The following is a 21,195-nucleotide window of genomic DNA, read 5'->3' on the forward strand; positions in this document are numbered from 1 at the left end:
CGGTGTCGGCGCTGTCGCCAGTATCGATGCGCAATTCGCGTTGCCAGGCATGGTCCTTGAGCTGCAACTCGCCCTCGTGCTGGAACACCCGCTGACAGCCACCATCGACCCGCAGCTCGCCTGTTTGCCGGCACGCCTGGCGGCTCAACTGGTCGTAACCCTCGGCGCCGTCGAGCCCAGACAGCGCTACCTCGCCGACGTCGCCAATACGCCAGTAGGCGTGCAAAGCCTGGCTCAGCTGGCACGGCAGGCTGTCCTGGTGCTCGGTGCTCAGGCGCAGGTCCATGCTTTCGCCCAGGTGCGCGTGCAGGTCGACCTGCCAGTCGCACAGCTGCAACTGCCAGTGCAGGTACACGCCCTCGTCATCGCTGCGGCTGTCGAGCAGCTTCCAGTCGATCAGCCGGGCCCAGCCATGGGATGGCCAGGCGTTTTCGCTCGGGTGACGGCCGTACCAGGGCCAGCACACCGGCACCCCACCACGGATCGCCCCGACCTGCGGCCACTTCGCCGCACACCACAGCCAGGGCTTCTGCCCGGTCGGCTGGAAATGCAGGAGCTGCGCGCCCTGGCGACTGAACACCGCCTGGCACAGCGGATGGTCGATCACCAGCACGTCGCGCATCTGATAGCGCTCCCACGCGAAGATCGGGCGCTCGCGCAAGGATTTGAAAAAGCGTTGTAGCGGATGCTCATGCATGGGCCACGGTCCTGAAGATCATTGCTGTACCGATATTCATCATTGATGCGCAAAACCCTGTAGCCGCTGCCGCAGGCTGCGATAAGGCCGCAGGCCTTCAGCGATCTTGAGGACGCTACGGCCGTCCCGGCCGATCGCAGCCTGCGGCAGCGGCTACAGGGAACGGGTTCGTCCCCAAAAAAAAGCGGATAGCCTGGGCCATCCGCAAAAATGCGCACATTGAGGAGGAGCTTATCGCAACAGCGTTAGAACACCGACTGAATTTTCAGGCCGGCCACCAGGGCGTTGTCGACTTCATCCACACCGCCTGGATGGGTGATGTACTGCAGGTTGGGACGCACGGTCAGCCAGTTGGTGACATGGAAGCCGTAGTTGATTTCGTAGTTGTACTCAGTCTCGCGCAGCGGCGAGAACAGCGGATCGTCGTAGTTGCTGACGCCGTTGGTGTCATTGAGCAACTGGGCGTTTTTCTTCACGTCGTCGTTGACATGGATACGGGCGAAACCGATGCCGACGTCATCCTTGGGACGTGCGTCGAACGGGCCCTTGTACACCAGCATCAGCGACTGGTAGTTGTCGATGAAGTTGGTGTCCTTGTCGTGGAACGTGGCGTTGGCCGCGATGTTCAGACCGCGGGTCGCATCGCCGTTGTGAGTGGTGAGCTGCTGCTGCCCGACGAACCAGTAGCCGTGCTTGCTGCTGTGCACGCGATAGCTGTCACGGGTGACGGCGGCGTCCTGGCCATTGACGTCCTCGCGCACGTCGCTGGCATCGGCCGTGCTCTTGTAGTAACCGACGCGGTACTCGCCCGGCAGGTTGTTGACCTTCGGCGACCAGACCAGCTCGACCGGCAGCACGGTGCCCTTGGTACCGCTGCCGCTGAGCTTGAAGCCGTTGCCGTGCTCCAGTTGCGACGGGTTCTGGTTGTACGCGCCGATCTGCGCGTACAGCTCAGGCGTGATGTGGTACTTCACCCGCAGTGCCGCCTGGCTGACCGGCCAGTTGTACCAGATGTTGGTTGCCCAGTTGCCCACCTGGGAGCCGCAGAACGCCAGGTTCTGGAAGTCGCAGGGGAAGGTGTTGAAGTCTTCGCCTTCGCCGAAGTAACCGGCCTTGACGTCGAGCTTGCCGTCGAGGAACTGGTGCTGGATCCACAGTTGGGTCAGACGCACCATGTGGCCACGGCCGTAGACTTCCTGGGAGGAGCTCAAGGTGCCGGCACGCGGGTCGCCGATACGGTCGTTGGAGATGTTCTGGCCGTTACGGTTGGTCAGCTGGATCTTCGCCTGGGTGTTATCCCAGCCCCAGAGCTTTTCCAGGTCCAGGGCCACGCCCAGGCCGAACTGGTCGCTGTAGCGTCCGGTCTTGTCGTCGTTGTAGCCGCCATGCAGGTTGGCGCCCATTTCGCCAACGTAATCGGCCTTGATGTCGATCCCTTTCTCGAGCAGTTTGGTCCGCTCGCCACCCCAGTCACCGGTCATCCATTTCGAATCGGCGCTGAACGCTTCGTCAGCGTGCGCGCTACCGGCCAGGGTCATTGCCGCAATCGCTGACAACTGGCAGATCAAGCGTGCATTGGTGCTCTTCTTTTTCATCCCTACATCCTCGTCTTTATTGTTATTAACTGTTTTTCTCTAACGCGGTTTACACCTGATGCGACGGATGACAGGCCATCCGCCGCGCATTCGGTACGTCCTTGCTCCAATAACGCGGACTTCAACGCCCCTTGAACTGCGCCACGTTGCTGGCATGGGCTTCGGACTGCGCAGGGGCCGCAACACCCAGGCGCTCGCCACTCTTGGCATCGAACAGCAGAACCTTGGCCGGATCGAATTGCAGGGTCAGGGTTTCGCCGACCTGCGGCGCCACATCCGGCGCCAGGCGGCAGCAGACCTTGGTGCCGTTGAGGTTGACGAACACCAGGGTGTCGGGGCCGGTCGGCTCGGTGACCTGGACCTCGGCGCGCAGGGTCGGCAGGCCGTTGCCCTCGCCGTTCGCCAGGCCGATCTGCTCCGGACGGATGCCGAGGATCACTTCCCGGTCTTCCAGGCCGGCGTCCTGCATGCCCAGGGGCAGCTCGCAACGGGCCTGGCCGCTGTCCAGCAGGGCCAGCAGGCGGCCGTCCTTGCGTTGCAGGCGCAGGGGGATGAAGTTCATCGGCGGCGAACCGATGAAGCTGGCCACGAACAGGTTGGCCGGGTCGTTGTAGATCTGTTTCGGGGTGCCGAACTGCTGGATGATGCCGTCCTTCATCACCGCCACCTTGTCGCCCAGGGTCATGGCTTCGATCTGGTCGTGGGTGACGTAGACCGTGGTGGTTTTCAGGCGCTGGTGCATCAGTTTCATTTCGGTGCGCATCTCGACCCGCAGCTTGGCGTCGAGGTTGGACAGCGGTTCGTCGAACAGGTAGATCTTCGGCCGCCGCGCCAGGGCCCGGCCCATGGCCACGCGCTGTTGCTGGCCGCCGGACAGCTGGCCGGGCTTGCGGCTGAGCAGGTGTTCGATCTGCAGCAGCTTGGCCACCCGCGCCACTTCCTCGTCGATCTCGGCGGCCGGCATCTTGCGGATCTTCAGGCCGAAGGCGATGTTGTCGCGCACGCTCATGGTCGGGTACAGCGCATAGGACTGGAACACCATGGCGATGTCACGGTCTTTCGGGCTCATGCCGCTGATGTCGGCGTCGTCCACCAGGATCGCCCCGCCGCTAATGTTTTCCAGGCCGGCGATGCAGTTCATCAGGGTGGACTTACCGCAGCCCGAAGGCCCCACGAGAATCAGGAACTCACCGTCATCGATCTTCAGTTCGATGTTCTTCAGGGTATCCGGCAGGCCAGTACCGTAGGTCTTGTTGACGTTGCGTAATTCGAGAGTTGCCATCTTTTACCCCTTGACCGCGCCGGACGTCAGCCCACGCAGGAAATACTTGCCAGCGAATATGTAGACCAGCAGTGTCGGCAGCCCGGCGATCATCGCCGCCGCCATATCAACGTTGTATTCCTTGGTCCCGGTGCTGGTGTTGACCAGGTTGTTCAAGGCCACGGTGATCGGTTGCGCATCGCCGCTGGCGAACACCACGCCGAACAGGAAATCGTTCCAGATCTGGGTGAACTGCCAGATCAGGCAGACCATGATGATCGGCACCGACATCGGCAGCAGGATCTTGCCGAAGATGGTGAAGAAGCCCGCGCCGTCCAGGCGCGCGGCCTTGACCAGGGCGTCCGGGATGCTCACGTAGTAGTTGCGGAAGAACAGCGTGGTGAACGCCAGTCCGTAGACCACGTGCACCAGCACCAGGCCGCTGGTGGTGTTGGCCAGGCCGAACTTGCCGAGGGTGAAGGACGCCGGCAGCAGCACGGTCTGGAACGGCAGGAAGCAACCGAACAGCAGCAGGCCGAAGAACAGCTGCGAACCGCGGAAGCGCCACATCGACAGCACGTAGCCGTTGATGGCGCCGATGAAGGTCGAGACGACCACCGCCGGCACGGTGATCTTCACCGAGTTCCAGAAGTAGCCACCCACCGCGTCCCAGGCCTTGATCCAGCCGATGCCGTCGATCACGGCCGGCCAGCTCAGCAGGTTGCCGGTGCGGATGTCTTCCGGGGTCTTGAAGCTGGTCAGCAGCATCACCACCAGCGGCACCAGGTACACCGCCGCGGCCAGCAGCAGGGTGGCGTAGATGGCGATGCGGCTGAAGTTCAGCGCAGGTTTTCCGAGCTGGTTAGTCATGGCGTTTGCCTCGCAGTTCGGAGTACAGGTACGGCACCAGGATGGTCAGCACGGCGCCCAGCATCAGCATGGCGCTGGCCGAACCTATGCCCATCTGGCCACGGCTGAAGGTGAAGGAGTACATGAACATCGCCGGCAGGTCGGACGAGTAGCCAGGGCCGCCGGCGGTCATTGCCGCCACCAGGTCGAAGCTCTTGATCGCGATGTGCGCGAGGATCATGAAGGCGCTGAAGAACACCGGGCGCAGGCTCGGCAGGACGATCTTCAGGTAGATGGTCGGCAGGCTCGCGCCATCGACCTGGGCGGCGCGAATGATCGACTGATCGACGCCGCGCAAACCGGCGAGGAACATCGCCATGACAAAGCCCGAGGCCTGCCACACGGCGGCGATCACCAGGCAGTACACCACGCGATCCTGATCCACCAGCCAGTCCAGGCGGAAGCCTTCCCAGCCCCAGTCACGCAGCATCTTGTCCAGGCCCAGGCCAGGGTTGAGCAGCCATTTCCAGGCGGTGCCGGTGACGATCATCGACAGCGCCATCGGGTACAGGTAGACGGTGCGGATAAAGCCTTCCTTGCGGATGCGCTGGTCCAGCAGCACCGCCAGGAACACGCCCAGCACCAGGCTGATGCCGATGAACATGCCGCCGAACAGCGCCAGGTTCTTGCTCGCCACCCACCAGCGGTCGTTGTCCATCAGGCGCATGTATTGCTGCAGGCCGACCCACTTGTAACTCGGCATGAAGCTGGAGTTGGTGAAGGACAGAATGAACGTCCAGATGATGTAACCGTAAAAACCGACCAGGACGATCAGCATGCTTGGCGCCAGGACCAACTTGGGGAGCCAGCGCTGCAGCGCGTCGAACGGTGAGGCTTTGCTGAAAACCGCCACAGAGCTCATCGGGATAATCCAGTTGAAGAAATGAAGGCCGAAGCGATCCCCTCTTGTGTAGGAGCGAGCTTGCTCGCGATGACTGCGGGACATTCAACATGGATGCCGACAGACCGATCGCTATCGCGAGCAAGCTCGCTCCTACAGGGGGAAAGCGCCGTCAGATAAATCGCCGCAAGCAGGCTTGCGGCGTTCGGAGTTACTGGGCGGCCTTGACGGCCGATGCCAGCTGCGCACTGGCCTTGGCCGGATCCGCGTCCTTGTCGTTCATGAAGTTGGTCACCACATCGAAGATCGCGCCCTGCACGGCCAGGGAGGTGGCCATGTTGTGCGCCATGCTCGGTTGCAGGCCGCCGGTCTTGTCGTCAGCCAGGAAGTCCTTGGCCGCCGCCTGGGCGCAGGAGTCGAAGCCTTGCGCGGCCATGTCGTTGAGCATGTCGGTGCGCACCGGGATCGAGCCCTTGTTGATGCTGAAGACCTTCTGGAAGTCCTTGCCCAGGGCGACCTTGGCCAGGTCCTGCTGGGCGGCGATATCGCCCTTGCGATCGGCCTTGAGCTTGAACACCGCCAGGGAGTCGATGTTGTAGGTGAAGGCCTTGTCGGTGCCCGGGAAGGCCACGCACTGGTAGTCCTTGCCGGCGACTTTCTTCGCCGCGGTCCACTCGCTCTTGGCCCAGTCGCCCATCATCTGCATGCCGGCCTTGCCATTGATGACGTCGGCGGCGGCGATGTTCCAGTCACGCCCGGCGCGGTTCGGATCCATGTAGCTGGTGACTTTCTTCAGCTCGGTGAAGGCCTTGGTCATCTCCGGGCCGGCGAGGGTCTTCTGGTCCAGGTCGACCAGGGCTTTCTTGTAGCCATCGGCGCCCATGACCGAGAGCACCACGTCTTCGAACACGGTGCTGTCCTGCCATGGCTGGCCGCCGTGGGCCAGGGCGATGAAGCCGGCGGCCTTGAGCTTGTCGCCGGCGGCATAGAATTCTTCGAGGGTGGTCGGGGCCTTGTCGATCCCGGCCTTCTTGAAGACTTCCGGGTTGATCCACAGCCAGTTGACGCGGTGGATGTTCACCGGCACGGCGACATAGTCACCTTCGTACTTCACGGTGTCGGAGACTTTCTTGGAGAGCAGGCCGTCCCAGTTTTCCGACTTGGCCACGTCTTTCAGGGCGTCGGTGCTGAGCAGGCCGGTGCTGCCCCACTCCTGGATGTCCGGACCCTTGATCTGGGCAACGCCCGGCGGATTGCCGGAAACGGCGCGGCTTTTCAGCACGGTCATGGCCGTGGCACCGCCACCGCCGGCGACTGCGCCGTCTTTCCAGGTGAAGCCGTCTTTTTCGACCTGGGCCTTGAGCACATCGACCGCCGCTTTTTCACCGCCGGACGTCCACCAATGGACGACTTCCACGGAGCCTTTGGCGTCGGCGGCAACGGAAACGAGAGGGAATGCACTGAGGGGAAACAACGAGGCAACGGAAATGACAGCAGCTAGACGAGAAATCGCATTCATCTGAGGTGTACCTTTCTTGTTGTTATGCATGCAAGTCTGGTGCTTGCGCTGCATAGGATTCTAAACAGGGGGCCTACCCGCGCAGGTAACGAAGGGATGCGCGAATGTCACCACATGGTTACACAACCTGCAGTCTAGACACTTCGGCCAGCGCCGATGCCATGCTCGGCGCCAAAGGCAGGCGCGGAATCAGCACCGCCTGCCAGGCGTGATACAGGTCCGGCTTGCCGGCCCAGATCTCGGCGCTGGGCCTGTTGTTGCTGTCCAGCTCGTGGTGCCAGCTGCCGTGCAGCGGGTCGATGAAGTGCTCGGCGGTGAATTCCCAGAAGCGCCGATACCAGGTTTCGTACTGCGCTTCCCCGGTGCGTTGCAGCAAGGCGCTGGCCGCCGCCGCGGCCTCGGCGTGGGTCCAGTGCAGGCGCTGGCGCACCACGGGGCGCTGCTGCCAGTCCAGGGTGTAGACAATGCCCGGCGCGCCATCGACGTCCCAGGCGTCACGGCAGGCGGTTTCGAACAGTTTCTGGGCATCCAGCAGCAGCCAGCCGGGGCTGAGCATGCCGGCCTGGCAACGCGCGGCTTCGAGGTGCAGCAGCAGGCGAGCCCACTCGAAAGCGTGCCCGGGGGTGGTGCCATAGGGGCGGAAACCGTCGGCCGGATGCTCCTGGTTGTAATCCGGCAGCGGCTGCCACTGACGGTCGAAATGCTCGATGACCCGGTAATCGCCAGCGGCGGCATGCTGATGGATGACCCGCTCGACAATGTGCAGGGCGCGGTTGAGCCAGCGCGGGTCCTGGGTGACATCGGCCAGGGCGAGGAACGCCTCGGTGGCGTGCATGTTGCTGTTGGCGCCGCGATAGGCCTCCTCGCCGCTCCAGTCGCGGTTGAAGGACTCGCGCATCGCGCCCTCCTCCTCGCTCCAGAAATGCCTTTCGATGACCCGGATCGCCTCCGCCAGCAAGGCTTCGGCGCCGGGGCGCGCGGCCACCACCGCGGAACTCGCCGCCAGGGCGACGAAGGCATGCAGGTACGCGGCCTTGCCGCTGTTGCCGTCGCTATGTCCGGGAGTGGCGAACCAGCCGCCGTATTCACCATCGCGCAGCGCGCCGTTGAGCGCGGCGATACCGTGATCCACCAGCGCGGCGTAGCCGGGAATGCCCTGGATATGGGCCATGGCGAAACTGTGGGTCATGCGCGCGGTGTTCATGGTGCCGGCCCGGACACCGCTCGGCAGGCGCCCGCGTTCGTCCAGGTCGCCGAAGCCTTCGGGCAGCCGGGCCGCGCGGGCGAAACCCAGCAGGCGCTGGCCTTCGGCGGCCAGCCATTGATGATGGGCAGGATCGTTCAGCCAGCTGCTGAACGTCAGGGGAATAGGGTTCATGGCGGACCTGTTGTTGTTTTTATCAGGGACTTGAGTCTAAACAACGGGTTCGCGCGGGCAGGTAACGAAGGTCACAGGAAATGTCACCAAACCGTGACAAAACTCCCTGTAGCCGCTGCCGCAGGCTGCGCTCGAGACCGCAGGGCTCGCAAAACTGGCGCCCGGTCATACAACCAAGCGCGGCATGAAATTTTACGACCGCTACGCGGCCGATCGCAGGCTTCGCCAGCGGCTACAGGGGCATCAATCCATGGAACGCGGCAGGTACAGGGTCACGCGCAAACCGCCTTCGCGCAGGTTCTGCAGGCTCACCTCGCCGCCATGGCTGTGGGCGATGTTGCGCGCGATGCCCAGGCCCAGGCCGTAGCCCTGCTGCTGGCCGGACAGGCGGAAGTGCGGCTCGAACACCTGCTCCAGGCGCTGCTCCGGCACGCCCGGGCCTTCGTCGTCGACGTGCAGGATGAACGCGTTGGCATCGTCGTCGATGTGCAGGTGGGCGTTCTGCCCGTACTTCAGCGCGTTGTCGATCAGGTTGCCCATGCAGCGCTTGAGCGCCAGGGGCTTGCCCGGATAAGGCGCCAGCGCCCGCCCCTGCTGGGTCACACGGCCGTTGCCGTTGGGTGCCAGGTAAGGCTCCACCAGGCAGTCGAGCACCTGGTTGAGGTCCACCGGCTCGATGTTCTCGTGAATGTCGGTGTCCTTGACGCATTGCAGCGCGCCCTTGACCAGCAGCTCCAGCTCATCCAGGTCGCGGCCGAACTTGCTTTGCAACTGCTCGTCTTCCAGCAGTTCGACCCGCAGCCGCAGGCGGGTGATGGGCGTGCGCAGGTCGTGGGAAATCGCACTGAACAGCTGGCTGCGCTCGGTCAGGTAACGGCTGATGCGCTCGCGCATGGCATTGAAGGCCCGGCCGACCTCCACCACTTCGCTGCCGCCGCCTTCGGCCACCGGCTGCACATCGGCGCCCAGGGACATGTCCCGCGCGGCCCGCGCCAGGCGCTTGAGCGGCCGGCTCTGCCAATGCACCAGCAGGCCGATGAACAGCAACAGGAAACCGCTGGTGAGCACGATGAACCACACCTGCTGCGCCGGCAGCCCCTGTTCTTCGAGGCTGGTGTAGGGCTCGGGCAACAACGAGGCGATGTACAACCATTCGCCCGGCGCCATCTGGATCTGGGTGACCAGCACCGGTGGGTTCACCGGCTCCAGGGTCAGGGCGTAGTGGGCCCAGGAGCGCGGCAACTCATCGAGCTTCAGGCCGCCGTTGAAAATCCGCAGGTCCTCGGGGCTGACGAAGGTCACCGAGATATAGGCGTCGTTGCCCAGGGACTGGCGCAGCACTTCGTCCACCGCCTTGAGCACCGCCTGCTTGCGCGGCGTGATGGGCAGCACTTCCATGCCCAGCGGCTTGTCGTTGAGGGTCACGACAAAACGGGTGCCGCCCATGCTGCGCAACTGGTCGAGCACCAGCGGCCGGTACGCCACCGGCAGCGAACGAAAGTAGCTGACGCTGGCGGTCATCGAATGGGCCAGGCTGCGGGCGCTGGTGACCAGGCCTTCGAGCTGGGTGGCGCGCAGCTGGGAAACCCAGATCACGCTGGACAAGGTCTGCGCGAACAACACCGCCAGCAGCGTCAGCAGCAACATCCGGCCCAGCAGCGAACGCGGCACCGGCACCCGCGCCAGCAGCTTGCGCGGCCACTCAGTGAGCATTGCCGGCAACCACATTGGCTGCCAATTGGTAACCGCTGCCGCGCACGGTGCGGATCAGCCGCGGCGGCTTTTCGGTGTCGCGCAGGCGTTGGCGCAGGCGGCTGACCGCCATGTCGACGATGCGGTCCAGGGGCATCAGTTCGCGCCCGCGGGTGGCATTGCCGATGGTGTCGCGGTCGAGGATTTCCTGGGGGTGATCGAGGAACAGCTTGAGCAGGGCGAAGTCGGCGCCGGAGAGGATCACTTCCTCGCCGTCGTTGTGGAACAGGCGGTGGCTGACCATGTCCAGGCGCCACTCGTCGAAGCACAGCACCTCGCCGCCGGCCCGTTCCTGGCCGAACTGCGCGCGGCGCAACAGGGCCTTGATCCGCGCCTGCAATTCGCGAGGGCTGAAGGGTTTGCCCAGGTAGTCGTCGGCCCCCAGTTCCAGGCCGATGACCCGGTCGGCTTCGTCGGAGCTGGCGGTGAGCATGATGATCGGCACCTGACCGACCCGCGGGTGCTGGCGGATCCAGCGGCACAGGCTGAAACCGTCTTCGTCCGGCAGCATCACATCCAGAATCACCAGGTCGCTCGGCGCCTCGTTCAGCGCCTGGCGAAAACCAGCGCCGTTGGGCGTGCTGCGGACCTGGAAGCCGGCGCGACTGAGGTAGGTCTCCAGCAGCTCGCGGATTTCCTGATCGTCATCAACCAACAAGATCGACTTACTGACTGAACTCACGCGGGCCGTCCTTTGTTGTTATGAATGGAGCGGGATTATGCCTCATGGATCGGTTCCGTAGCCGCTGCCGAGCCTGCGAGGCTGCGATCGAGGACGAAGTCCTCGCAAAACCTGAACACTGGGTTTGCCAGAAAGAACGGGGGGCCCGGTTTACGTCCGCTTCGCGGCCGGTCGCAGCCTCGCTCGCTCGGCAGCGGCTACAGAAGCAGCGTACCAACACGAAACCCGAGCGAAGCCTGCTTGCGACAAGCCCCATACGTTCGATCAGGCAAACGCCTGCTCGAGCGCCACCCCGGCGCCGGTCAGGCCCGAGTACGGCGCCGTCACCAGCCATACCGGAATGCCCTTGAAGTAATCGCTCATGCAGCCCTTGTCGGCAAAACAACGGGCGAAACCGCTTTCGACGAAAAAGTCGGCGAACCGCGGGATTACCCCGCCGACGATGTACACGCCACCGCGCCCGCCGGTGGTCAGCACGTTGTTGCCCGCCACCCGGCCCAGCCAGCAGCAGAACTGCTCGAGCACTTCCAGGGCGATGGGGTCGCCGGCCAGGCCCGCGGCGGTGATGGCTTCCGGGGTATCGAGCACCGGCTCATGCCCGTCCACCGCGCAGATCGCCCGATAGACCCGGGGCAAACCGCCGCCGCTGAGCGCGGTCTCGGCGCTGACATGACCGATCTCGCTGTAAATGTGCTGCCACAACTGGGTTTCCCGCGGACTGCTCAACGGCAGGTCGACATGCCCGCCCTCGCCCGGCAAGGCGGCCCAGCGGCCTTCGCCCAGGTCCAGCAGCGTGCCGACGCCCAGGCCGGTGCCCGGCCCGATCACCACCGCCGGGCGCAGCGGCTCGGCGGTGCCTTCGCAGACCACCCGGAACTCGCCCGGTTGCAGGCGGGTCATGCCCAGGGCCATGGCCGAGAAGTCATTGACCAGCAGCAGCTCATCGACCTGCAAGGTCTGGCAGAAAGCCTTGCGGCTCAGGCGCCAGTGGTTGTTGGTAAAACGAAATTCGTCGCCGCCGACCGGGCCGGCCACCGACAGGCACACCGCGCCGATCGAACCCGGCGCCAGGCCGAGGCCGCCCAGGTATACGCCGATGGCTTCTTCCGGGCTGGCGTGGTCCGCCGTCGCCAGCACCTGGATCGACTCCAGGCGCTGGTCTTTCCACAACGCAAAACGCGCATTGGTTCCACCAATGTCACCGACCAGCGCTAACTTCACTTAAGGTTCTCCAGGGCAGAGGTAAAGGCGCTGGCGCCCTGCTCCGCCGAGCTGAAGGCCATGCGCATGAAACCGAACAATTCGCGACCGCTGCCGACGTTGTTACCCAGCAGGCCCTTGGCCGGTTCGCGGGCAGCGAATTCATCGGCGTCTACCTTAAGCTCCAGCGTGCCCTTTACGCCATCCACGCGAATGATGTCGCCGTCGCGCACCCGCGCCAGCGCACCGCCGACCTGGGCTTCCGGGCTGACGTGGATCGCCGCCGGGATCTTGCCCGAGGCCCCGGACATGCGCCCGTCGGTGACCAGCGCGACCTTGAAGCCGCGGTCCTGCAGCACGCCGAGGAACGGCGTCATCTTGTGCAGTTCCGGCATGCCGTTGGAGCGCGGGCCCTGGAAGCGCATCACCGCCACGAAGTCTTTTTCCAGCTCGCCGGCCTTGAACGCATCGGCCAGGTCCTGCTGGTCCTGGAACACCACCGCCGGCGCTTCGACGATCTGGTGCTGCAGCGCCACGGCGGAGACTTTCATCACCCCGCGACCGAGGTTGCCTTCCATCACCCGCAGGCCACCTTCCGGCGAGAACGCACGGGCCACCGGACGCAGGATGTTTTCGTCGAGGCTTTCGATCGGGCCGTCGCGCCACACCAGCTTGCCGTTGTCCAGGAACGGTTCCTGGGTGTAGCGGCTCAGGCCACGCCCGGCCACGGTGTTGACATCTTCGTGGAGCAGGCCGGCCTCCAGCAGTTCGCGGATCAGGAACGCCATGCCGCCCGCCGCCTGGAAGTGGTTGATGTCGGCCTTGCCGTTCGGATAGACGTGGGACAGGGTCGGCACCACCTCGGACAGGTCGGCCATGTCCTGCCAGGTCAGTTGGATGCCCGCGGCCTGGGCAATCGCCGGCATGTGCAGGGTGTGGTTGGTCGAACCACCAGTGGCGTGCAGGGCAACGATGGAGTTGACCAGCGAACGCTCGTCGACGATCTCGCCGATCGGCGTGAAGTTGCCGCTCTGCTTGGTCAGGCGGGTGACCTGCTGCGCCGCCTCATGGGTCAGGGCGTCGCGCAGTGGCGTATAGGGGTTGACGAAGGACGCGCCCGGCAAGTGCAGGCCCATGACTTCCATCAGCAGCTGGTTGGTGTTGGCGGTGCCGTAGAAGGTGCAGGTACCCGGGCTGTGGTAGGACTTCATCTCCGATTCCAACAGTTCTTCGCGGGTCGCCTTGCCTTCGGCGTAGCGCTGGCGCACGTCGGCCTTTTCCTTGTTGGAAATGCCCGACGGCATCGGCCCGCCCGGGACGAAGATGGTCGGCAGGTGGCCGAAGCGCAACGCGCCCATCATCAGGCCCGGGACGATCTTGTCGCAGATGCCGAGCATCAGCGCGGCGTCGAACATGTTGTGGGACAAGGCCACCGCGGTGGACAGCGCGATCACCTCGCGGCTCGGCAGGCTCAGCTCCATGCCGGCCTCGCCCTGGGTCACGCCATCGCACATGGCGGGGGTGCCGCCGGCGAACTGGCCGACCGAGCCCATCTCGCGCAGGGCCTTCTTGATCTGTTCGGGAAAGTGCTCGTACGGCTGGTGCGCCGAGAGCATGTCGTTATATGACGAAACAATCGCCACGTTGGCGGCATTCATCATGCGCAGGCTGTGCTTGTCTTCCGAGCCGCAGCCGGCAACGCCGTGGGCGAAGTTCGCACACTGCAGCTTGCCCCGTTGCGGGCCATCGCTGGCGGCGCCGCGGATCAGGGCGAGGTAAGCCTCGCGAGTGGCGCGACTGCGGGCGACAAGCCGTTCGGTGACCTCAAGAACGCGGGGATGCATGTGTAGAACTCCAGGCTAACGGATGTGGCGACCTGTTTGTCTATGCTGATCAAAACGCCCGCGGCACAGGGGATGGCAGAGGGTTTCTTGACCATTTGGACCAGTTGATTCAGGTCACTCGTTGTAGATAAAACAAAATATTGCCACCAAAAAGGCTTGTTTTCTATTTTTTTGCGAATAATCTTGTAATTCCAACAACAAAACTACGGCAGGCGCTTTTCTAATGACTCTACGAATCGCAATCAATGGTTTTGGCCGTATCGGCCGTAACGTCCTGCGCGCACTTTATACCCAAGGCTATCGCCAGGATCTGCAGATCGTCGCCATCAACGATCTGGGTGATAGTTCGATCAATGCCCACCTGCTCAAATACGACACCGTCCACGGCACTTTCGATGCCGACGTGCAGCACGATCAGGAAAGCCTGACCGTCAACGGCGACCGGATCGCCGTCAGCGCCATCCGCAATCCGGCCGAACTGCCCTGGGCCGCCGAGAAGATCGACGTGGTATTCGAATGCACCGGTCTGTTCACCGACCGTGCCAAGGCCGCCGCCCATCTCAGCGCCGGCGCCCGCAAAGTGATCATTTCCGCCCCGGCCAAAGGCGCCGACGCCACCGTGGTGTATGGCGTGAACCACGACATTCTGCGCCAGTCGCACCAGATCATTTCCAACGCTTCGTGCACCACCAACTGCCTGGCGCCAGTGGCCCAGGTGCTGAACCGCGAGCTGGGCATCGAAAGCGGGCTGATGACCACCATCCACGCCTACACCAACGACCAGAACCTGACCGACGTCTACCACAGCGATCCGTACCGCGCCCGTTCGGCCACCCAGAACATGATCCCGAGCAAGACCGGCGCGGCCGAAGCCGTGGGCCTGGTGCTGCCGGAACTGGCGGGCAAGCTGACCGGCATGGCGGTGCGGGTGCCGGTGATCAACGTATCGCTGGTGGACCTGACCGTGCAGCTCAAGCGCAACACCACTGCCGAGGAGGTCAACGCCCTGCTCAAGAGCGCCAGCCAGCACTCGAAGATCCTGGGCTACAACAGCCTGCCGCTGGTCTCCAGCGACTTCAACCACAACCCGCTGTCGTCGATCTTCGACGCCAATCACACCAAGGTCAGCGGCGGCAAGCTGCTCAAGGTACTGGCCTGGTACGACAACGAGTGGGGCTTCTCCAACCGCATGCTGGATAACTGCCTGGCCCTGTGCAGCGCCGAGTAAGCCCACGGCCTGCGACGCGGGAGCTGCCGCAGGCTGCGATCTTTTGATCTTCACATTCGAGGTTCAAGCGCGCAAAGATCGCAGCCTCGGCAGCTCCTGCAGATTCCCTCCCTCCAGGAGCCGCCACCGATGATCGGTATCAGCTTCACCCAGGCCAGCATGGCGGCGCGCAAGCGCATCGCCCTGGTGGCCCACGACCACTGCAAGAGTTTCCTCCTGGACTGGGCCGAGCGGCAGAAAGACAAGCTCGCCGAGCACGATCTGCTGGCCACCGGCACCACCGGCCAGCTGCTGCACCAGCGCCTGGGCCTGCCGGTGGAAAGCATGATCAGCGGCCCCCTGGGCGGCGACCAGCAGCTCGGCGCGCGAATCGCCGAGCAGCGGGTGGACATGCTGGTGTTCTTCTGGGACCCCTTCGAACCCCAGCCCCACGATCCGGACATCAAAGCCCTGCTACGGGTCGCGGCGGTCTGGAACATTCCCGTGGCCTGCAACGAATGCAGCGCCGACTACCTGCTCAGCAGCCCGCTGATGGAGCAGGCACACAGCTACCGGATTCCGGACTACCCGGCGTACCTCTCAGGGCGTCGATGATTCACTCAGGGCTTGACCGTCGACGTAGATGATAAGCATTATCATCCACTGAAAAATCAGCCAGGTCCTGTTGTGAGCCAATCCCGCTTCAATCACGTCTTTCTCACCCAGCGCGTTTCGCTGCTGCGCACGCTGGAGCGGATGGTCAACAACCCCAGCACCGCCGAGGACCTGTTGCAGGAAACCTACCTGCGCGTGACCCGGGCCCTGAGCGAACGGGCCATCGACCACCTCGAACCCTTCGTCTTCCAGACTGCCCGCAACCTGGCGCTCGACCACCTGCGCGCGCGCCGCATCCAGGCCCGCACCCTGCTCGAAGACGTGCCGCTGGACGTGGTCGAAAGCGTGGCCGCGCCCCTGAGCAGCGCCGAGGATGCCGCCCATGCCGAACAGTTGCTGGAACGCCTGAACATGAGCCTTGCCCAACTCAGCCCGCGCCAACAGCAGATCTTTATCCTCAGCCGCCTGCACGGCCACAGCTACCTGGAGATCGCCGAGAAGCTCGAGGTCTCCCAGAGCACCGTGCAAAAGGAACTGAAGCTGATCATGGCCATCTGCATCGGCGTCGCCGAGCGCTTGAACGGGCATTGAGGCCCAGCCGGGCGGGCGTCGGCCGCAGCCCTTTGCTACCCTTGACCGCCCTGCGCTCTCCATCTAAAAAACAGCCGTGCACAGACACAGCCGAGGAACACCCGTGACGGACACCCACCGCACCCAGCCGACCGCCCAGGACGGGGAAACATCCCCCCCCTGCGCCGCGGATCAAGCCATGGACCAGGCCCTGGACTGGCTGATCCTGCTGGAGAGCCCGAGCCCCGAGCAGGCCCGGCAATTCCATGACTGGCTGAACGCCTCGCCCCTGCACAACGCAGCCTTCGACAAGGCCCAGGCGATCTGGAACGGTCCGCAAGTGGTGCGCTGCGCGCAAAGCCTGGACAGGCAAAAACCCAAGGTCAGTGTGCTGTCGCGCCTGCGTCCGCACTGGCGGCCCCTGGCGGTGGCGGCGGTGCTGATCCTCGGCCTGTTCAGTTTCAGCAACCTGCCACTGCGCCTGCAGGCCGACCACCTGACCGTGGTCGGCGAGCGCCAGCGCCTGCAACTGGAGGACGGCTCGAAAGTCCTGCTCAACACCAATTCGGCCTTCTCCAGCACCATCGACGAGCGCCAGCGCGTGGCTCGCCTGTACCAGGGCGAAGCCTTCTTCGAGATCCCCGCCAGCCGCGGCCAGCCGCTGGAACTCGATGCCGGCCCGGTACGCGCCAGCGTGCGCGACACCGCCTTCGCCGTGCGTTACCTGGACGGCGTGGCCCAGGTGCGGGTACAGCGTGGCGATGTCGACCTGCGCGCCACCCACGACGATGCCCGGGTGCGCCTGTCGGCCGGCGAAAGCATCCGCATCGGCCCCAACGGTTTCGACCGCCCGGCCAAGCTCGACCTCGACAAGGACCTGGCCTGGGTCCAGGGCCGGCTGGTGTTCGAGAACTGCCCGCTGAACCAGGTGCTGGCCGAGTTGCGCCGGTATTACCCGGGCTGGATCGTCAACAACAATGAGCGCCTGGCTGATGTCGCGGTTACCGGCAACTACCGCCTCGACCAGCCGCTGGACGTGGTGCGCTCCCTGGCTCACATCACCTCGGCGCACCTGCAGGAGTTTCCTGCGCTGGTGATTCTCAACTAGCACGCATTTATTTTTACGCGATCGCTGTCGGTCGTTCGTCTCGTTATAGCCAATGCAATTGATTCGCATTAAACATGTCGAATCAGCACCTATAAAGATTCGTGCGACACGGAGCGCTATCGATGTCCTCTCGCCTCAACAGCCGGTCCTCTTCATCTTCCCGCCAGGCCCGCCTGCAGAACTGCACGCTGTCCCTGCTGACTGCCGCCATCCTGCTGGCCGGGGCCGCGCCGGTCATGGCCGCCACCGCCACCAGCCAACCGGCGCGCAACATGGGCGACTACAGCTTCGCCATCGACCAGCAGCCGCTGGTGTCGGCGCTGAACGCCTTTAGCGCCGTCACCGGTTGGCAGGTCGGCCTGCCGGCGGAACTGGGCGAAGGCATCGCGTCCCCGGGCGTGCGCGGCTCGCTGCCGCCGGAAAAAGCCCTGGACCGCCTGCTGATGGGCACCAACCTGAGCTACCGCAAGCTGGGCGCCAACAACATCGTCCTGGAAAAGCGCGCCAGCGGCGGCGCCCTGACCCTGCAACAGGTGACCATCAGCGCCACGCGCCAGGAGCAGGACGTCAACAGCGTGCCCAGCACCGTGACCGTGCATGACCGCCAGGACCTGGACCGCAACAACGTCAACACCATCAAGCAACTGGTGCGCTACGAGCCGGGCGTTTCGGTCGGCGGCGCCGGCCAGCGTGGCGGTATCAGCGGCTACAACATCCGCGGCATCGACGGCGACCGCATCCTGACCCAGGTCGACGGCGTGGAGATTCCCAACGGCTTCTTCAACGGCCCCTATGCCAAGACCCAGCGCAACTACGTCGACCCGGAAATCATCAAGCGCGTGGAGATCCTCCGCGGCCCGGCGTCGGTGCTGTACGGCAGCAACGCCATCGGCGGCGCGGTCAGCTACTTCACCCTCGACCCGGACGATATCATCAAGCCCGGTAAAGACGTCGGCGCCCGCCTGAAGACCGGCTACAGCTCGGCCGACGACAGCTGGCTGAAATCCGCCACCGTGGCCGGGCGCAGCGGCCAGTTCGACGGCCTGCTGCACTTCAGTCAGCGCGACGGCCACGAAACCGACTCCTACGGCAGCAACAACGGCACCGGCCTGGCGCGCACCGCCGCCAACCCGGAAGACGTGCGCACCACCAACGTACTGGCCAAGGCCGGCTGGAACTATGCCGACGACGCGCGCCTGGGCCTGACCTACGAGAAGTACAAGGACGACCGCGACACCAACCAGAAGAGCGCCGTGGGCGGCCCGTTCAACGCCGGCCAGCCGCTGGGCATGTACCGCTCGCGCACCGGTAACGACACCATCACCCGCGAACGTTTCGGCCTGGACAACCGTTTCGCCCTCGATAGCCTGCTGGCCGACCACGTGAAGTGGAGCCTCAACTACCAGATCGCCAAGACCGACCAGAGCACCCTGGAAAACTACTTCCCGTTCACCCGCAACGTCATGCGCAGCCGCGAAACCCTCTACCAGGAGAAGCAGTGGGTCTTCGACGCCCAGGCCGACAAGGCCTTCGCCATCGGCGAAACCGAGCACCTGCTGACCTACGGCACCACTATCAAGCAGGAAAAGGTCACTGGCTCGCGCAGCGGCAGCGGCACCTGCCTGGCGGTCGGTCGCGGTTGCACGGCGGTCGGCGCCATCAGCCCGTCCGACGTGCTGAAGAAGTCCAGCGACTTCCCGGACCCGACCATCAACACCTACAGCCTGTTCGCCCAGGACCAGATCAGCTGGAACAAGTGGACCTTCCTGCCGGGCCTGCGCTACGACTACACCCAGCTCAAGCCGCACATCACCCAGGAGTTCCTCAACACCGTGGCCGCCGATGGCAATGGTGAAGTGAGCGACGAGAACAAGACCTGGCACCGGGTATCGCCCAAGTTCGGCCTGACCTACGCCCTGACCGACCAGTACACCTGGTACGGCCAGTACGCCGAAGGTTTCCGCACCCCGACCGCCAAGGCGCTGTACGGCCGCTTCGAGAACACCACCACGGGCTACCGCGTGGCGCCGAACTCGAACCTCAAGCCGGAGAAAAGCCAGAGCTATGAAACCGGCCTGCGCGGCAACTTCGAGTCCGGCAACTTCGACGTGGCGGTGTTCTATAACAAGTACCGCGACTTCATCAACGAAGACGCGGTGACCCCGGGCTACGACGAGCTGACGTTCCAGAGCAACAACATCAAGCACGCCACCATCAAGGGCGTGGAAGTCAAAGGCCGGCTCAACCTCGACACCCTGGGCGCGCCGCAGGGCCTGTACACCCAGGGTTCGGTGGCCTACGCCTACGGTCGCAACAACGACACCGGCGAACCCTTGAACGCGGTCAACCCGCTAACCGGCGTGTTCGGCCTGGGCTACGACCAGGACCACTACGGCGCCCTGCTCAGCTGGACCCTGGTCAAGAAGAAAGACCGCGTCGACAGCAGCAGCTTCAAGACCCCGGATGGCACCAGCAGCCAGTTCAAGACCCCGGGCTACGGCGTGCTCGACCTGACCGGTTTCTACAAGGTCAGCGACGATGTCACCGTCAGCGCCGGCATCTACAACCTGGCCGACAAGAAGTACTGGCTGTGGGACGACGTGCGCGGCTACGACAGCGTCGGCGAAGCCGCGGTGCTGAGCCCGGCCAACCTCGACCGCCTGACCCAGCCGGGTCGCAACTTCGCGGTCAACCTGATCTGGGACATCTGATCCGGTCTACCTCACTGCGCTTTTCGATGGAGCGCAGTGAGGATTTTTTACTGTGCCGCGTCTTCTTGTTCGTCTAGTTAGCAAGTGCTTCTCATTTTCAGCAGCTCTCGTTTTCAGTAGCTCTCATTTTCACTTCCCAAGGACATTGTCATGACCACCCAGGATTCCCCACAGCGCCCAAGCCTGCGCTCCCAGCGCCTGAACCAGATCACCCACGAACCCCATGCCAGGCTCGACGCCCTGGTCAAGGCCCACGCGCCGTTCGAAAGCGCCAGCAGCTTTGCCCGCTTCGTCGTCGCCCAGTACCTGTTCCAGTCCGAACTGGTCGCCCTCTACAACGACCCGGCGTTGATCGCCATCGTCCCGGACCTGGCAGAACGTTGCCGCGCCGAAGCGGCCAAGGCCGACCTGGCGGACCTGGAGACCGAAGTCCCGGCCCCGGTGGCGGGCGCGGTGCAGAACCCGAGCAAGGCCGAAGCCCTGGGCTGGCTGTTCGTCTCCGAAGGCTCCAAGCTGGGCGCGGCGTTCCTGATCAAGCGCGCGGTGGGCCTGGGCCTCGGCGAAACCTTCGGTGCCCGGCACCTGGGCGAGCCGGCCGGCGGTCGCGCCGAAGGCTGGAAGTCCTTCACCCGCACCCTCGACGGCCTGGCATTCAGCGCCGAAGAAGAAGCCGCGGCGGAAAAGGGCGCACTGGATGCCTTCAACCGTTTTACCGTGCTGCTGGAAAAGGCCTACGACACGGCGCCTGAACTGGCCTGATTTTTTCGCCGGCGCGCTCGTTCCTGCATTGAAGGCGTAGACTCACGCCCGCTGCAGGAACGAACCTGCTGGCGCCAGCCGTTTTTCCCACCCTTTGTGGATTGAGCCCCATGCTCGTCACCTCATCATCGAACCCATGACCGGCACAACCCGATCCCCGTCCAAGGCCTCCCGCCTGTTCTTCGGTTGCCTGGCTTACGTCAGCCTGGCCATCGGCCTGATCGCCATCGTCGTGCCCGGCCTGCCGACCACCGAATTCGTGCTCCTCGCCGCCTGGGCCGCGACCAAAAGCTCGCCACGCCTGAGCGCCTGGATGGAAAACCATCGCCTGTTCGGCCCCATCCTGAGCAACTGGCGCAACGGCCGGATCATCAGCCGCCGGGCCAAGATCAGCGCCACCGTCAGCATGCTGCTGTGCGCCGGCCTGATGCTGAGCCTGCTCACTCATCACTGGACCCTGTACCTGGCGCTGGCCGGCATGGGCCTGGGCAACCTGTGGATCTGGTCGCGCCCGGAAGCCCTGGCCCAGGCCTCCTGATTCCTCGGC

General features: G+C 64.3%; 18 protein-coding genes. 7 read left to right on the forward strand and 11 right to left on the reverse strand.

Translation table 11 applies throughout. The annotated features are described in order from the left end of the window. From DK261_RS31565 to edd, 11 genes are all read right to left on the reverse strand, one after another. On the reverse strand, positions 1-697 hold a 697-nt coding region (locus DK261_RS31565; RefSeq protein ID WP_110177533.1), incomplete at its 3' end, for a D-hexose-6-phosphate mutarotase. Between the two features lie 245 nt (positions 698-942). After that, positions 943-2,292: a carbohydrate porin gene (locus DK261_RS31570; RefSeq protein ID WP_038634427.1), complete on the reverse strand. Its 1,350-nt coding sequence runs from the start codon at positions 2,290-2,292 to the stop codon at positions 943-945. A 121-nt stretch (positions 2,293-2,413) separates the two neighbouring features. Next, a complete protein-coding gene (locus tag DK261_RS31575) occupies positions 2,414-3,574 on the reverse strand; it encodes an ABC transporter ATP-binding protein (RefSeq protein ID WP_016703424.1) in 1,161 nt (386 codons plus the stop codon). 3 nt (positions 3,575-3,577) lie between these two features. Next, a complete protein-coding gene (locus DK261_RS31580) occupies positions 3,578-4,423 on the reverse strand; it encodes a carbohydrate ABC transporter permease (RefSeq protein WP_025805845.1) in 846 nt (281 codons plus the stop codon). Beyond that, on the reverse strand, positions 4,416-5,324 hold the full coding sequence (locus tag DK261_RS31585; RefSeq protein WP_008032969.1) for a carbohydrate ABC transporter permease: 909 nt from the start codon (positions 5,322-5,324) through the stop codon (positions 4,416-4,418). Before DK261_RS31585 ends, DK261_RS31580 begins: the two co-directional genes overlap by 8 nt. Positions 5,325-5,514: 190 nt before the next feature. Further along, entirely contained in the window at positions 5,515-6,822 is a 1,308-nt protein-coding gene (locus DK261_RS31595) for an ABC transporter substrate-binding protein (protein ID WP_009050405.1), read from the reverse strand. A gap of 118 nt (positions 6,823-6,940) precedes the next feature. Further along, positions 6,941-8,200, reverse strand: a complete 1,260-nt coding sequence (locus tag DK261_RS31600) for an AGE family epimerase/isomerase (protein WP_110177415.1) — start codon at positions 8,198-8,200, stop codon at positions 6,941-6,943. 243 nt (positions 8,201-8,443) lie between these two features. Next, a complete protein-coding gene (locus DK261_RS31605) occupies positions 8,444-9,871 on the reverse strand; it encodes an ATP-binding protein (RefSeq protein ID WP_198421981.1) in 1,428 nt (475 codons plus the stop codon). A gap of 31 nt (positions 9,872-9,902) precedes the next feature. Continuing rightward, the gene (locus tag DK261_RS31610; RefSeq protein ID WP_007926317.1) at positions 9,903-10,634 is read right to left on the reverse strand and encodes a response regulator; all 732 of its coding nucleotides are present in this window, start codon (positions 10,632-10,634) and stop codon (positions 9,903-9,905) included. Between the two features lie 264 nt (positions 10,635-10,898). Continuing rightward, on the reverse strand, positions 10,899-11,855 hold the full coding sequence (locus DK261_RS31615; protein WP_009050408.1) for a glucokinase: 957 nt from the start codon (positions 11,853-11,855) through the stop codon (positions 10,899-10,901). Next, a complete protein-coding gene (gene edd / locus DK261_RS31620) occupies positions 11,852-13,678 on the reverse strand; it encodes a phosphogluconate dehydratase (protein ID WP_009045235.1) in 1,827 nt (608 codons plus the stop codon). The genes DK261_RS31615 and edd overlap by 4 nt, the downstream gene beginning before the upstream one ends. A gap of 223 nt (positions 13,679-13,901) precedes the next feature. Between edd and gap the strand changes: the two genes are divergently transcribed. The 7 genes from gap (at position 13,902) to DK261_RS31655 (ending at position 21,186) form a co-directional block, all read left to right on the forward strand. Next, positions 13,902-14,906 carry a type I glyceraldehyde-3-phosphate dehydrogenase gene (gene gap, locus DK261_RS31625; RefSeq protein WP_009050409.1) on the forward strand — a complete coding sequence of 335 codons (1,005 nt, stop codon included), beginning with the start codon at positions 13,902-13,904 and terminating at the stop codon, positions 14,904-14,906. Between the two features lie 129 nt (positions 14,907-15,035). Then, a complete protein-coding gene (locus DK261_RS31630; protein WP_023966804.1) occupies positions 15,036-15,500 on the forward strand; it encodes a methylglyoxal synthase in 465 nt (154 codons plus the stop codon). 72 nt (positions 15,501-15,572) lie between these two features. After that, complete coding sequence (locus tag DK261_RS31635; RefSeq protein WP_009050411.1) at positions 15,573-16,091, forward strand: RNA polymerase sigma factor; 519 nt, start codon at positions 15,573-15,575, stop codon at positions 16,089-16,091. A gap of 103 nt (positions 16,092-16,194) precedes the next feature. Continuing rightward, positions 16,195-17,178: a FecR domain-containing protein gene (locus DK261_RS31640; protein WP_016703417.1), complete on the forward strand. Its 984-nt coding sequence runs from the start codon at positions 16,195-16,197 to the stop codon at positions 17,176-17,178. Between the two features lie 122 nt (positions 17,179-17,300). Beyond that, complete coding sequence (locus tag DK261_RS31645; protein ID WP_110177417.1) at positions 17,301-19,889, forward strand: TonB-dependent receptor; 2,589 nt, start codon at positions 17,301-17,303, stop codon at positions 19,887-19,889. Between the two features lie 150 nt (positions 19,890-20,039). Further along, the gene (locus tag DK261_RS31650) at positions 20,040-20,648 is read left to right on the forward strand and encodes a biliverdin-producing heme oxygenase (RefSeq protein WP_028683216.1); all 609 of its coding nucleotides are present in this window, start codon (positions 20,040-20,042) and stop codon (positions 20,646-20,648) included. 136 nt (positions 20,649-20,784) lie between these two features. Continuing rightward, positions 20,785-21,186 carry a YbaN family protein gene (locus DK261_RS31655; RefSeq protein WP_009050415.1) on the forward strand — a complete coding sequence of 134 codons (402 nt, stop codon included), beginning with the start codon at positions 20,785-20,787 and terminating at the stop codon, positions 21,184-21,186. The last annotated feature ends 9 nt before the right edge of the window (positions 21,187-21,195 follow it).

Origin of the sequence: Pseudomonas sp. RW409 (assembly GCF_003184125.1) — a bacterium.
GTDB classification, from domain to species: Bacteria; Pseudomonadota; Gammaproteobacteria; order Pseudomonadales; family Pseudomonadaceae; genus Aquipseudomonas; species Aquipseudomonas chlororaphis_I.

What these genes read in the sequence shown, in the direction of transcription:
- DK261_RS31645 (WP_110177417.1), top strand. Translation starts at nt 17,301, where the DNA reads ATGTCCTCTCGCCTCAACAGCCGGTCCTCTTCATCTTCCCGCCAGGCC.
- DK261_RS31600 (WP_110177415.1), bottom strand. Translation starts at nt 8,200, where the DNA reads ATGAACCCTATTCCCCTGACGTTCAGCAGCTGGCTGAACGATCCTGCC.
- DK261_RS31630 (WP_023966804.1), top strand. Translation starts at nt 15,036, where the DNA reads ATGATCGGTATCAGCTTCACCCAGGCCAGCATGGCGGCGCGCAAGCGC.
- DK261_RS31655 (WP_009050415.1), top strand. Translation starts at nt 20,785, where the DNA reads ATGACCGGCACAACCCGATCCCCGTCCAAGGCCTCCCGCCTGTTCTTC.
- DK261_RS31585 (WP_008032969.1), bottom strand. Translation starts at nt 5,324, where the DNA reads ATGAGCTCTGTGGCGGTTTTCAGCAAAGCCTCACCGTTCGACGCGCTG.
- DK261_RS31570 (WP_038634427.1), bottom strand. Translation starts at nt 2,292, where the DNA reads ATGAAAAAGAAGAGCACCAATGCACGCTTGATCTGCCAGTTGTCAGCG.
- DK261_RS31595 (WP_009050405.1), bottom strand. Translation starts at nt 6,822, where the DNA reads ATGAATGCGATTTCTCGTCTAGCTGCTGTCATTTCCGTTGCCTCGTTG.
- DK261_RS31580 (WP_025805845.1), bottom strand. Translation starts at nt 4,423, where the DNA reads ATGACTAACCAGCTCGGAAAACCTGCGCTGAACTTCAGCCGCATCGCC.
- DK261_RS31575 (WP_016703424.1), bottom strand. Translation starts at nt 3,574, where the DNA reads ATGGCAACTCTCGAATTACGCAACGTCAACAAGACCTACGGTACTGGC.
- edd (WP_009045235.1), bottom strand. Translation starts at nt 13,678, where the DNA reads ATGCATCCCCGCGTTCTTGAGGTCACCGAACGGCTTGTCGCCCGCAGT.
- gap (WP_009050409.1), top strand. Translation starts at nt 13,902, where the DNA reads ATGACTCTACGAATCGCAATCAATGGTTTTGGCCGTATCGGCCGTAAC.
- DK261_RS31650 (WP_028683216.1), top strand. Translation starts at nt 20,040, where the DNA reads ATGACCACCCAGGATTCCCCACAGCGCCCAAGCCTGCGCTCCCAGCGC.